We start from the raw sequence: 14,340 nt of genomic DNA on the forward strand, positions 1-14,340 counted from the left end.
CCTTACTCTTCCATCTCTGATAGCAAGCGCTGCATTTCGTCCAGGGTTTCGTCGGTCGAAGGCCCCCGGGGTTTCTCGATCTGCTCGGCAAGCCCGGCAATTGTCGGGTTATGGAACAGGCTGCGCAGTTCGATCCTGACGCCGAAACGGCTCTCGACCTGGGTCATCAGGCGCATTGCCAACAACGAATGCCCGCCCAGTTCGAAGAAACTGTTGAGCACCCCGACCTGCGGCAACTCGAGCAGGTCCTGCCAGATTTCGGCCAGTTGCTGCTCCAGTTCAGTGCGCGGCGCCACCCCCTGCGCTGTGACTGGCTGCGGTGCCGGCAAGGCTTTGCGGTCGATCTTGCCGTTGGCATTGAGGGCAAGACGCGGTTGCTCGATAAAACCGGCCGGGACCATGTAGCCCGGCAACACACCTTCCAGATACCGCCGCAAGGCCACTTGATCGACCGGGCTCGGCGCCTGCAGCCAGGCGAACAGGCTTTGGCTGCGCGGATCGATCATCACCACCGCCTCCTCCACGCCCGGGTAACGCCGCAACAACGATTCGATCTCGCCAGGCTCGATGCGAAAACCGCGCACCTTGATCTGGAAGTCGCTGCGCCCGACATACGCCAGCCGGCCGTCTGCACGCCTGCGTACCAGGTCACCGGTGCGATACATGCGGCTGCCAGGTTCGCTGGCATAGGGGTCGGGCAGATAGACCGCTGCCGTTGTGGCGGCCGCATGCTGATAACCACGGGTCACCCCGGCGCCCGCAATATAGAGTTCACCGGTAGTGCCCAGCGGAACCGGACGCAGCATCTCATCGAGCACATAGCAGCGGGTATTGAGCAGCGGTGAGCCAATATCGGCCACGCCGGACGGCACGTCTTGCAACACCTGAGTGGTCGACCACACGGTGGTTTCGGTGGGGCCATAGGCATTGATCAGGACCACCCCCCGGCGCCGCAGCTCAGCCACCAGTTCACCGGGAACCGCTTCACCACCGATCAGCCCGCGCACCGGCGGCCAATCGGCCCGCCCGGTTTCCAGTAGGATCTGCCAGCCAGCGGGTGTCGCCTGGAACACCGTGGCGCGGCGTAGCAAGGCAAACAGTTGATGCCCATCGACCACCTGCTCACGACGGGCCAGCAAGATGGCCGCGCCATTGACCAGCGGCAAAAACAGTTCCGGCTTGCACATATCGAACGCGTAAGTGGTACTGGCCAGCCAGACATCCGCAGCACCGAGTGGCAACTGCCGATCAAGCCCGGTCAACAGGTTGCTCAGGTTTTCGCGGGTAACCTGCACGCCTTTGGGGGTACCGGTCGAGCCCGACGTGTAGATCACATAGGCGCGTTGCTGTGGGTGAATCGCCAGCCCCAGGTTATCGGCACTGCACGCCTCCAGCGACAATTGATCGAGCCGGATGTTGTCGACACCGCTCAAGGCCTCAGCGCATGAACTTTCGCTGAGCACCAGGACCGGACGCGCGTGCTCGATGATGAAGCGCAGACGCTCCGCCGGCTGTTGTGGATCCAGTGGCAGGTACGCCGCGCCGGCTTTGTGAATGGCCAACAGGGTTGGCAGCAACCACGGGCCTCGAGTCAGGCAGACGGCAATCAGGTCATCCGTGCCGACGGCCCGTGTACGCAACCAATGGGCCAGGCGATTGCCGAGGCTGTTGAGTTGGGCATAGCTCAGTTGCTGATCCTGACAATCAACCGCCAACGCGTGGGGTGTCAGCACCACTTGGCGCTCGAAACGGGCAATCAGGTCCGCTTCGCGGTGCACGCGTTCGTCAGGCTGGTGCCATGGGCGCTGGGCCAGGGCGTGATCGGCATTCGCCAGGTCGATGTCCCAGAGGCGCGCGGTGGTATTTTTCAGCATAGCGTCGAGCAGGTGCAGATATTCGTCGGCATAACGTTGCGCCGTCCGGGCCAGGAACAGGTCGGTGTTGTACTCCAGCACACAGTGCCAATCGTCACCGTATTGCTCGATGTGCAGGCCGATATCCACCAGGGCGCTGCCACTTTCCACATCCAGGCGCTGCGCCGGCAAGTCGGCGAAACGCTGTTCACCCTGGGCTGCGACATCGCGTTGGATCAGGTTGAACAATGCCTGGAACAGCGGTGTGTGGCTGAGGTCGCGGCGCACTTGCAGCGCCTCCACCAGTCGCTCGAAAGGCACGTCGCCATGCTGCTGGGCCGCCAGGTGCGTGGCTTGCAGTTGTTGCCAGAACTGTTCGACCGGTTGCAGGGCATCGATATGACTGCGCAGTACCTGGGTGGTCGCGAAGTAGCCGATCAGGTTATCGGTGTGGGCCTGGTGGCGATGGGCGACCGGCAGGCCAATCCAGATGTCACGCTGGCCCGAGTGTCTGGCCAGGAGAACTTTCCAGGCCGCCAACAACGGTGCGAACGCGGTCAGCCCATGCCGTTGCGCGGTCTCGCGCAGCCGCTTGACCAGCGTTGCCGGCAGGCTGAAGCGCAGGCGCTGGCCGTTGTAACTCTGTTGCGCGGGGCGTGGCAGGTCGGTCGGCAGGTTCAGCACCGGCGGCTCCCCTTCCAGGGTCCGGCGCCAGTACTCAAGCTGCGCTTCGATTCGCGCGTGTCCCGCCGGGCTTTGCCAACTGGCCGCGATGTCAGAAAACTGCAGCGGCAGTGGCGGCAGACAAGCGCTGCGCGCGTGCAGCAGAGCCTGGTAGATCAGCTGCAGTTCAGTGAAGAAAATTTCCAGCGAACGGGCATCCGCGATGATGTGGTGCAAGGTGACCTGCAGCACACTCACGTCACGGTCCTGATACACCCGCACCCGCCACAGCGGTGACGCCGACAGATCAAAGGCACGCTGTGCCTCTTGACTCAGTTTCTGCGCAAAAACCGGCGAATGCTCGTCTATCTCGAGCGTTTCGAAGCTCAACGGTACCGAGGTGAACGCCTCTACCCGCTGCCGCGCGCCATCGGACGTTTCGCTGAACACCGTGCGCAGACTGTACTGGCGATCGCTCATTTGCGTGAGTGCCTGCTCCAGCAACGCGGGTTGCAGGATACCGTCCAGACGCAAGGCGAGAGACAAGTGGTAGGCCTGGGTATTCCCCTGCAAGCGATCGAGGAACCACAAGCGCTGCTGGGTGAAGTGCAGCGGTGCCAAGGGCTCCATGAACGGACGCAGAATGCCCTCGGCCTCAACGCTGTTCATCGCCACCCGCGCCGCAAAATCGCGCAGGACCGGCTGCTCGAACAGCGTGCGCAATGGCAGGCGTCGGCCATGCTGTTCGGCAATCCGCGCCACCAGACGCGCGGCCAACAACGAATGGCCACCCAGGGCGAAGAAATTGTCGTGTGCACCAATGTCGGTGCACCCCAGCAATTCCTCCCAAAGCTTCGCTATCTGCTGCTCCCATTCGCTCGAAAGCGTGCCGCGCTGGCCGTCGCGCTGCAGCGGCGCCGGCAACGCCTTGCGGTCAACCTTACCGCTCGGGCTCAACGGCAGGGTGTCCAGGCGAACAAACTGGCTCGGCAGCATGTAGTCCGGCAATTGCGCGCCGAGCGCCTCACGCAGGCGCGCTTCTTCCAACGCGTCACCTGCGTAGTAACCCACCAGGCTCGCTGTTTCACCGTTGCCCAACAGCACGACAGCCGCTTCGCGAACTCCGGGAACACGCGCCAGCAGCGCTTCGATTTCACCGAGTTCGATGCGGAAACCGCGCAGCTTGACCTGGAAATCCAGACGCCCCAGGTAGTCGAGACTGCCACTGCTGTTGCGCCGGACCCGGTCACCGGTGCGGTACATGCGGGCACCCGCCACGAAAGGATCCGGCAGGAACGCCGCGGCCGTCAGCCGCGCCGCTGCGAAGTAGCCCCGCCCGAGGTTGGCTCCGGCAAGGTACAGTTCGCCAGGCACCCCCGCAGCCACGGGCTGCAAATCGGCATCGAGGATATACGCGGCGGTATTGGCCACCGGTTGCCCGATCGGCACCTCCACCCCACCCTCACCACCGCTGCGCACTTCAAAGGTGCTGTAGACCGTCGCTTCCGTCGGCCCGTAACCGTTGATCACGCTGGCGCCGCGCTCCTCGATGGCTTCGGCCAGTGCACTGGGCAAGGCCTCCCCACCGGAAATCGCGCGCACGCCTTGCCAACTGCGCGAGGTATGCGCCACCAGCATTCGCCAGGTTGCCGGCGTGGCCTGCATGATCGTCGGTTGCCCAGCCATCAACAGTTGATCGATCGCTTGCGGGTCGCGCGCCTGTTCGCGATCAGCCATAAGAATGCTGGCACCGTGCGCCAGGGGCAGCAGCAACTCGACAATGGCAATATCAAAGGTCGCAGTGGTCAATGCCAGCACCCGATCCCGGGCCGTCATGGGCAACACCTGCTCCACCGCCAGCATCAGGTTCATCAGGTTGCCACGGCTGATGGCCACGCCTTTGGGCTGGCCGGTGGAACCGGAGGTATACAACACATAGGCGAGCTGCTGCACCGTCGGTGGCACCGCCTTGTAGCTGGCGGCTGCACTCATGGCCTCGATGTCCAGCACCGGCACACCGCTGTTCCAGTGTGCCAGCACCGCGAGGCTCGCGCGGGTCCCCAGGCACAGCTTGGGTTGCGCCGCCTCAAGGATGTAACGGCCACGTTCCGGAGGAGTGTCCTCGGCCAATGGCACGTAGGCGGCCCCGGCCTTGAGAATCGCCAGCATGGCCATGGGCAAGCGGGCATCACGGGGCAGACTCAGGGCCACTCGATCTTCGCGGCCAACGCCACGGGCCTGCAACGCTGCCGCCAGCCGCTCGGCGGCCTGATCCAGTTCGGCGTAAGTCAGACGCGCGTTGCCGGCCAGTACAGCCGTCGCTTCAGGCTGGCGAGCCACTTGACGCGCAAAGGCCTGGAGAATGTCCTGGTGACCGCTCACGCTGGGCCCGTCGATCCGCGCACGCAGGGTTTCGGCTGATTGCCCTGCCAGCTCACCCAAGGCTTGCCCCGGCTGCGCAAGCAACGTATCGAGCAATGCCAGGTACTGTTCGGTCATCGCCTGTGCGGTCTGTTCGCGGAACAGGTCGCTGCTGTATTGAAGGCTCAGGGTGATGCCATGTTCGCTGTCGCGCACGTCGAGGTGCAGATCGCACAAGGCGCTGTCCGGCCGATTGTCCAACGGCTCGGCGATCACATCGGTCAAGTCGAAACGCTCCAGGGCATTGCCTGGAAAGTAATTGAACATGGCCTGGAACAGCGGGTTGTAGCTCACCTGCCGAACGACGCCGAGCTGCTCGATCAGGTAATCGAACGGCAAGTCCTGATGGGACTGAACCGAGACGGACAACGCCTGCAGTTCACTCATCAGTTGCTGCAGGCTGCGTTCGCCCGAGAGTTTTTTGCGATACACCAGCGTGTTGACGAAGCAACCGACCAAGGGCTGCAGCACCGCATAGTGCCGGTTAGCCACGGGCACCCCGACCAGAATGTCGTCCGTGCCGCTGCGGCTGCGCAACAGCAGTTGGAACGCGGTGAGCATCGGGATGAAATTGCTCCAGCCGTGGCGGGCACTGAATGCGCGCAAGCGTGCCGTCAAGGCCTCGGGCAAGCGTCGCTCAACCCGCCCGCCAGCCTGGCTGGCCTGGGCAGGACGGGGAAAATCGGCCGCCAGCTCCAGCACCGGCAACTCGCCGGCCAATTGCTCGCGCCAGTAGGCCAGTTCCTGCTCGCACGCCTTGCCGTCCATCCATTGACGTTGCCAGACTGCGTAGTCGGCGTATTGCATCGACGAGGCTGATTGCTCGCTCGTCTTGCCCTGCCGCAAGTTGCGGTACTGCTTGCACACGCTATCGATGATCAATTGCAGGGACCAGCCATCGGCAACGATGTGATGGCAGTTCAACGACAGGACAAAGGCATCCGGCGCCAGGCGATAGAGTCTTGCCCGCAACAACGGTGCGGCTTCCAGCGAGAACGCTGTCATTGCATCCTGACGCAGCAGACCGTGCAGTGCTGCTTCGTCCGGCACCTCGATCAATGGCAGCTCAAGCTCGACGCGGGCCAGGATCACCTGGCTCGGCCCTTGGGCTTCATTGATAAACCCGGTGCGCAACACTTCGTGCTGATCGACCACGGCCTGCAGCGCTGCGCGCAGGTCGGCGATGTGCAACTCACCGGTCAAGCGCACGGCGCCGGCCAAGTTGTAGGCAGGGCTTTCGGGATCAAGTTGCTGCAGGAACCAAAGACGCTGCTGGGCAAACGACAGTGGCAGTTTTTCAGGGCGCGGCAACAACCTTGGCGATGGTTTCACCGTGCCGGCCTGGCTCTCCAGCCAATCGGCCATGGCGGCGATAGTCGGACGCTCGAACACCACGCGCAGCGGGAGATCCTTGCCAGTGAGTTTGCCGATCTGGCCAATCAGTTGAGTGGCCAACAACGAGTGACCGCCAAGCTCGAAGAAGTTGTCCTCGACCCCGACCTGGCCGAGCCCCAGCACACGCTGCCAAGCCTCGACCATCTGGCCTTGCAGCTCGCTGTTTGGCGCGACGTAGCGGGCCTGACTCTGCGCGGCGAAATCCGGCGAGGGCAAGGATTTACGGTCGATCTTGCCGTTGCCATTGAGCGGAAAACGCTCCAGCAACACAAATGCACCCGGCGTCATGTACGGCGGAAGGTTACCCAGTACATGCTCGCGCAAGGTTTCGATGCTTGCCCGTGCATCGCCCACCACATAGGCCACCAGCACCTTGGAGCGTTGCTGGTCATCACGGGCCACGACCACCGCTTCGCGCACGCCTGGGTAACGGGTCAGGCAGGCTTCGATCTCGTCCAGTTCAATGCGGTGTCCGCGGATCTTGACTTGATGGTCGGTGCGGCCGACGTATTCAAGATCACCGTTGGGCAGGAAGCGCGCCAGGTCACCGGTGCGATAGAGACGTGAACCATCGTTGGCGATCGGGTCCGGCAGGAACACCGCCGCCGTGCGCGCGGGGTCTGCCATGTAGCCGCGCCCGACGCCGACCCCGGCGACGAAAATTTCCCCGACCGCACCGGCCGGTACTGGCTGCAGGTCGGCATTGAGCAGGTACAAGCGGTTGTTCAGCGTGGCCCGACCGATCGGCACGTTGATGCGTTGTTCAGGCAAACGTTCGAGCAACGGATGGAAGGCGACATCATCGGAACATTCGGCCGGTCCATAAGCGTTCATCAGTGGGATAGCCGGATAGCATTCGAACCAGCGACGCGCCAATGCGGGCGGCAGCGCCTCGCCGGTGGCCAGCACCCAGCGCAGGCGTGAACGCTCGAGCCCCGCGTCAAGCAGGCTCTGCATCAGTGACGGTACGGCCTCAAGAATGCTGATAGCGTGCCGCTCGATGGCCAGAGCCAGTGCGTCAGGATCCTGCACGATGCAGTCGCCGAGGATCACGGTGCGCGCACCCAGCACCAGGCCGGCGAGGGTTTGCCAGACGGAAATGTCGAAGCATTGCGGCGCGGTCTGGGCAATCACATCGTTCGCATCGAGCCCCAGCCCCGGCAACTTGCCGAGGATGTTGTTGAGCATGCCGGCGTGCGCCACCATGGCGCCTTTGGGCGTGCCGGTGGAGCCGGAAGTGAAAATGCAATAGGCCAACGAATCCTCGTGAACCGGGAGGTTCAGGTCGTCATCGCCGTAGCTGCTCAATCCCGCAGGCGCGTAAAGCACGGTTTTTGGACGCTGCTCGAGCAAACCCACGGCTTGCATCGCCAGCTCGCGCTGCGCAACGCCGTGAATCAGCAAGGGTGTGCGGCTCTGGCGCAACACCTGGGCCAACCGCTGCGGTGGGTTGCGCGGGTCAAGTGGCAGCCAACCGGCACCGGCCTTCAGCGTGGCGACAATCATCACCACCAGGTCAAGGCCACGTTCATCAAACACCGCTACCAAGTCGTCGGCCTTGACGCCCTGCGCGCGCAGGTGTCGGGCCAGGCGGTTGGCGGCGCGGTTCAACTGATCGAAGGTCAGGCTTTGCTCGCCGTGCACCATCGCAATGCGCTCGGGCGTGCGGCGAACCTGTTGCTGCAATCGCTCGATGTACAAGGGCTGCAGCAGGTGTTCGTCTGCCGCCAGCCCACCGCCAGCCCAGACCTGATGCTGCTGGGCGATTTCACGCTCATCGAGCATCGCCAGGTGGTGCAAGGGTGTCTCTGCATTCGTGCGCAGGGCATCACCGATGTTCAGCAGCAACGTACGCAAGTGGCGCAGCATCTGCTGGACTTCTTCGCGCAGGAACCAGTCGGTCTGATAGGTCAGTTGCACATGCAGACGCTCACCCGGAACGATCACCACCGTAATGGGATAGTTGGTGTGGGTGCGGTTGGCCATGTCGCTGATCAAGTAGTCGAGTTGCCCCTGACGCAGATCGGCGGCAATAGGCGCGTTCTCGAATACGAACAGACTCTGGAACAGGTCCTGGCGCTGCACTTCGCTCCAGCGCTGGATGTCGGCCAGGGATACGCTTTCGTGTTCACGCAGGTTCAGGTTCTCGGTCTGCAAGGCCTTCAGCCATGGGCCAAGCGCGTCATCCGGACGCCAACTCCAGCGCAGCGGCAGGCTGTTGATGAACAGACCGACGATGCTTTCCATGCCTTGCAGATGAACCGGGCGACCCGCGACCGTAATCCCGAACACCAGGTCGCGATCCCCGCTGTAGCGCGCCAACAGCAAAGCCCATGCGCCCTGCACCAGGGTGTTCAGGGTAATGCCGTGCTGGGCCGCCGCGTCTTGCAGTGCTTGGGTCTGCTCAAGCGCCAGATGTTCGACACAATCTTCAACGGGCTCGACGGCCCCCTGAACGCGGCCGGCATGGCCAAAGCCAAACTCGTTGGGCGTGTCGAAACCGGCCAGGCGTTGTTGCCAGAACACCTGATGGTCCTGCGGGTTCTGGGCTTCCAGCCAGCGAATGAAATCGCGATACGGACGCGACGTCGGCAGATTCAGGCGACGGCCTTCCTGCGCAGCCCGGTAACCGTTGAGAAAGTCCATCATGATGATCGAGAAGCACCAGGCGTCCATCAGGATGTGGTGGTAGCTGCGCACGAACTGGTAGGTGTCGGGCGCCAGCTTGTACAGCCTGACCCGCATCAGCGGAGCCTTGGTAAAGTCCAGTCCCTGGGCGCGTTCCTCACTGAGTAACTGCTCCAGGCGATCCTGCTGCTCGCCTTCGCTTAAATGCGACCAGTCCTCATAGGTGATCGGCAATTCGACCTGTTTGTGCACGACTTGCATCGGCCGCTTTTGCTGCTTCCAGACGAAGGAGGTGCGCAGCAGCTCATGGCGTTCCACCACCTGCGCCCAGGCCTGACGGAAAGCCGCCAGATCGAGGTTCGGCATGACCATGACATGACGGTATTGCAACAGATACATGCCCTTGCCAGGGTGCATCAGGCTGTGGAACAACAGCCCCTGCTGCATGGGAGCCAGCGGGTAAATCGCTTCGATAGTGCGCGAAAGTGCTTTGACCTTGTCGTTCATGCTGACGGTATCCGAACCTGTAATGTAGGGGACGCGGGGATGATCACTGCTCGAGTTGTTCGAGCAGCCCCAGGAATTCATCGTCGGACAAGCCCGAGTCAGCGAAGTCCGAGGCCGTGGCACGCCCCGCCGCAGGTGCCAGGCAGTGCTCCAGCAAGGCCGCAATGCGCTGCTGGAACTGCTGCGCCAACTCGTGGACCAATGCGGGCGCGTGGACCTGCGGGTCATAACGCCATTCGATGTGCAGCCGACCTTCGTTCACCAGCGCGGTGACATCCAGCCAATGCGTGCGGCGGGTGCTGTCGGCACGCATGCCCGGACAGATCGGCCGGGCCAGGCGCCAAAGACTCGATGCCTCGAACCATTGGTCGACGCGCCCCAGGTAGTTGAAGGTCAACAGCGAGGCCGCACCCAGGCCGTGGGCAGGATCGAGGCGCAGCAGACCGTAGCCCATGCCTTGTTCAGGTATACGACGCAGGGCTTCCTTGGCCGCGATGATCGAGCGTTCAGCATCCCACGAGGTGTCGACGGCCAGCGGATAGCGACTGGTGTGCCAACCGACCGAGCGCGACAGATCGGGGCCATGCTCCCAGCCGCTGCGACCGTGACTTTCCAGTTCCAGGGTGATGCGCTCACGTCCCTGCCACTGCCCGATGGTGCCCGCCAGCGCGGCCACCAGCAGATCCTGGACCTGCGTGCCGTAAGCGGCATGACAGTCGCCCAGCAACCACTGGGTCTGCTCGAGCGGCACTTGCGTGTCCAGCGTCTGGCTCTCACCGTACAGACCGACCGGTGCAGGCACACTGCCTTCAGCGGCCAGTTGCGCCTGCCAGAAATCCACTTGGGCCAGCACATCGGACTCATCACGCCGACGTTGCAACGCCTCGCTCCAGACATGAAAACCTGCGGTGACGGCGGGCAGAACTGCGTCCGGCTGCAGGTACAGGCTTTCCAGCTCATGCAGCAGGACCTGCCACGACACAGCGTCGACCAACAGGTGATGGGCCGTGCAGAGCAACTCCTGGCTTTGGGCGAAGTACACCCAGCGGATCAAGGGCGCCTGCGCCAGGTTCCAGCCCTGCTGCGCGCGTTGCAGCAGGGCTTCGGTCAAGGGGGCGTCCTCCACCCGCAGCAGCGCGTTGACCTGCTCCGGGGAAAAACCTTGATAGCGTTGTTGCCAGCCCTCAGGGCTTGCTTCGAAGGTCAGGCGCAGGCTGGCATGGCGCTCAAGCAACTGGCCCAAGGCCTGGGTAAACCGCGCCAGATCCAGGGCTTCGTTCAAGGACAGCAACAGCGACTGATTCCAGGGTTCCGACAGGTCTTGCTGCTGGGCGAAAAACCAATCCTGGATGGGCGTCAACGCGAACGCCGTGGTGGGCTCGGTCGCGTCGCCGGTGGGCCGCGCATCCAGCGTGCCAAGGTCCACCACCTGCTCGGCCCAGCCGCGCACGGTAGGGTGTTCGAAGATTTGCTTGGGCTTGAGTTGCAGCCCTTGTTGCTTGGCGCGCGCGATGATTTGCAGACTCAGAATCGAGTCGCCGCCGACCGAGAAGAAATTGTCGTCGACGCGCAGCTCAGGGTGGTTGAGAATCTCCCGGGCAATCTCGAGCAGGCGTAGTTCAAGGCTGCGCTGTGGGGTCTGCACCACCCGGGCCAGGGCACGCACGCTTTGTTCGGCGAACAGCTGCTTGGGTGTCATCAGAATCTGTTGCTGACGCGCCAGGGCGATAATCTGCAGACCGAGAATGGAATCGCCGCCCAGGGCGAAGAAGTTGTCATCAGGCCCCACCTCGGGGTTGCCGAGCATTGCCCGCCAGATGTCCAGCAAAGCGACTTCCACCGCACTCAAGGGCAGATCGTTCGACAGCTCCGTATCATGGACTGCAGCCGTGGCCTGCTCGGCCAGGCGCAACAACGCTTGACGATCGACCTTGCCGTTGGCCAGCAAGGTAAACCCGTCGAGACAATGCCACCCCGCCGGTTGCATGTAGTCCGGCAATTGCCGATGCAGGGCGGCTTGAATCTCGCCCAGGGCGGCAGGCGGCGCGACCAGGAAGGCTACCAGTCGATTGCCCGACAACGGCGTGGGACTGTTCAGCACCCTGGCGTCGCTGACCTGCGGCAGGGCGCGCAACTGCGCCGCGACCTCTGCCGGCTCTACACGATAGCCTCTGATTTTGACCTGCTCATCGAGGCGACCGAGAAACTCCATCTGCCCCTGGTGATTGAGCCGTACTCGGTCGCCCGTGCGATAACCATGCTCACCAAAGCGGGCCCGGTCGGCAGCGCTGGCACTGAGATAACCCAGCGCCACCGTCGCCCCCTGAACGTACAACTCGCCGCTGACGCCGGTCGGCAACAGGCTACCGTCAGGTGAGCGCACACTGACCTGGACATTCGCCAGTGGGCGACCCAACGGGGCTGCGCCCGTGGCATCGACCTCATGGGTCAACACCCCGACCGTGGTTTCGCTGGGGCCATAGTGGTTGACGATGCGCACATCCGCATTCAATGCACGCAAACGTGCCACCAGGTCCTGGCCCAGGGCTTCGCCGCCCACCACCAGGCATCGGCGTGGCAACAAGCGCTGCGGCTCAGTGGCGATCAACAAGGCGTTGAGGTGTGATGGCACGATTTTCAACAGATCGACGGGCTGGCGCGCAAGTTCGCCAGCCAGTCCTTCCGCGTCGAAGGCCAGCTCTTCGGCCAGCAAACGCAGACGACGGCCGCTCAGCAGCGCGCCGAACAAGGCGGTGTGACCCAGGTCGGTGGCGCAGCTGGCCAGACTGGCCAGGCTTGCATCGGCCGGCAGGTCCAGGCGTTCAAGGCATCCGCTCACGTAATGAATCAGGTTGCCCTGGCTGACCATCACGCCCTTCGGCTGGCCGCTGGAGCCCGAGGTGTACACCACGTAAGCCGCAAGTTCGGGCGCCAGGGCCGCGCGCAGGGGTGACTCACTGAGCGACTCATCGAACGATGGCGTCGCTGGCAACGCCAACCAGCGAACCCGCTCGGGCAACCACTCGGGGCGTGCGCCCTGACTGATCCACACCTTGGGCATGGCGTCCTGGCAGATAGCCTGCAAACGCGACGGCGGCCACAGCGGATCCAGGGCCACGTAGGTCGCGCCGCACTGCCACGTCGCGAGCATATGCATCACCAGCTCACGACTGCGCGGCAGGCACAAGGCAACGCGCTCACCGGCCAGTTCCAAATCCGCTTGCAAACGTTCGCCACGGGCGACCACGGCACGCCCCAGTTCGGCATAACTGAGCGTACCCTGCTCATCCTCAAGGGCAATCGACTGGGGCTTGACCTCACACTGCTCGGTGAACGCCTGCCAGGCGTTACTGACGCCAACCGGCACGTACTCACCTGTCAGGAGCGACTGTTGCTCGGGCGCCAGCCAGTCGAGCTGGGCAAACGGCACCTGTGGCTGTTCGAGCACCGCCAGGGCCAGGGCGACGAACTGATCCCGGTAGCGCTCGATGGTTTCATGGCGGTACAACGCCTTGCTATAACGCCACCGGCAGAGGAATCCCGCTTCTTCGTCGATGATCACCATGTTCAGTTCGTGGGCCGCGCCTCGTTGCTCCGAGAGCAAGCGGTCGACGTATTGCTCGAAAGGCGCAACGCGTTCCTTGTTCAGCGTGAACATATGCTGGAACAGCGGCGCCCTGCCCGCCTGACGCGGAAGGTCCAACTGTTTGACCAGCCGCGAGAATGGATAGTGGCGATGTTGCAGGGCCTGTTTGACGCTGGCGTCTACCTGCTTTGCCCAATCGCCGCTGGACAGGTCCCGACGCAGACGGCAGCGGATCGGCAACGGGTTGACCAGGTACCCCGGCAGGTTGACGTGTTCGCGCCGCAAACGCCATCCACTCGGGGTTCCGAGGACGAAGTCGTCCTGGCCCGACAGTACGCCGAGAAATTGCTGGAATAGCGAGAACCACAACACATACGGTGTGACGCCCCACTCGCGGGCCACGGCGCGAAACCGTGCCGTGGTGGCCGCATCGAAGCGCACCGACAACTCCCCGCCCTTGAATGCCTGGTTGCTGCCATAGGGGAAATCCGTCGGCAGCTCCAGGGCCGGAGCTTGCGCCAGCTGTGCCTGCCACCATGCCAGCTCCACGGGCTCGGCCGCTTCGCTGCGGATATGCAGATCACTGCAATAGTTGCGATAGGCGTCGGGATTCACGGCCGGCAGCGGCTGGTCGTTGAGCAACGCGAACAACTCATTGAGCACAATGTAGAACGTCGCCAGGTCCGCCGCGATGTGATGAATCACCAGCAGCACGGTGTGCTCGACATGGCCAGCGCACGCGTTACTCAAAAGGACCACGCGGCTGACGTCGCCGTCTTCCAGCCTGAAGGGTAGATCGGCCGACGCCGTGATACGTTGCTGCAACGTCTCGGCGTCCGCGTCCTGCAATGCCACGCACTGCAACGGCTGGACCCGCTCACGGTGGCTCCACTGCAGCAATTCACCGTTGCGCTCGGCATAGGGCGTGCACAACATCGGATAGCGTTGCTGCACCGTTGCCCAGGCGTCTTGCAGGCGCTGGGGCAAGTCCGGGGTCACGCACTGCGGCTTGATCCGTCCGGCATAAGCAATGTTATAGGCGCAGTTGTCTGGCTCCAGGCGCTGCAGAAACCAGAGCGCCTGTTCGTTATCCGTCAGCGGCCGAGCCTGGAAATAATCCGGGTGCTGCTGCAGCCATTGCGCAACTTCGGTTTCGTGAGCCTGGAGTTCGGCGTTGAGTTCATCATCCAGCGCACCTGGCGATCCGGGCGTAACGATCAATTGACCTTCGGCTGCCGATAGGCGAATTCCACGCAGCCAGCAGCGATGCATCAGGCGATCGAGCAT

Annotated in this window: 2 protein-coding genes; both read right to left on the bottom strand. The window is 63.2% G+C overall.

The genetic code is table 11. The annotated features are described in order from the left end of the window. Window positions 1–2: 2 nt before the first annotated feature. Complete coding sequence (locus AC6CIA_RS01280; protein WP_498310270.1) at window positions 3–9,467, bottom strand: amino acid adenylation domain-containing protein; 9,465 nt, start codon at window positions 9,465–9,467, stop codon at window positions 3–5. A 43-nt stretch (window positions 9,468–9,510) separates the two neighbouring features. Then, the gene (locus tag AC6CIA_RS01285; RefSeq protein WP_498310271.1) at window positions 9,511–14,340 is read right to left on the bottom strand and encodes a condensation domain-containing protein; all 4,830 of its coding nucleotides are present in this window, start codon (window positions 14,338–14,340) and stop codon (window positions 9,511–9,513) included.

Source organism: Pseudomonas sp. GQ91 (genome assembly GCF_059758795.1).

Coding starts and splice junctions, on each gene's coding strand:
- AC6CIA_RS01280 (WP_498310270.1), bottom strand. CDS start 9,467: ATGAACGACAAGGTCAAAGCACTTTCGCGCACTATCGAAGCGATTTAC.
- AC6CIA_RS01285 (WP_498310271.1), bottom strand. CDS start 14,340: ATGCTCGATCGCCTGATGCATCGCTGCTGGCTGCGTGGAATTCGCCTA.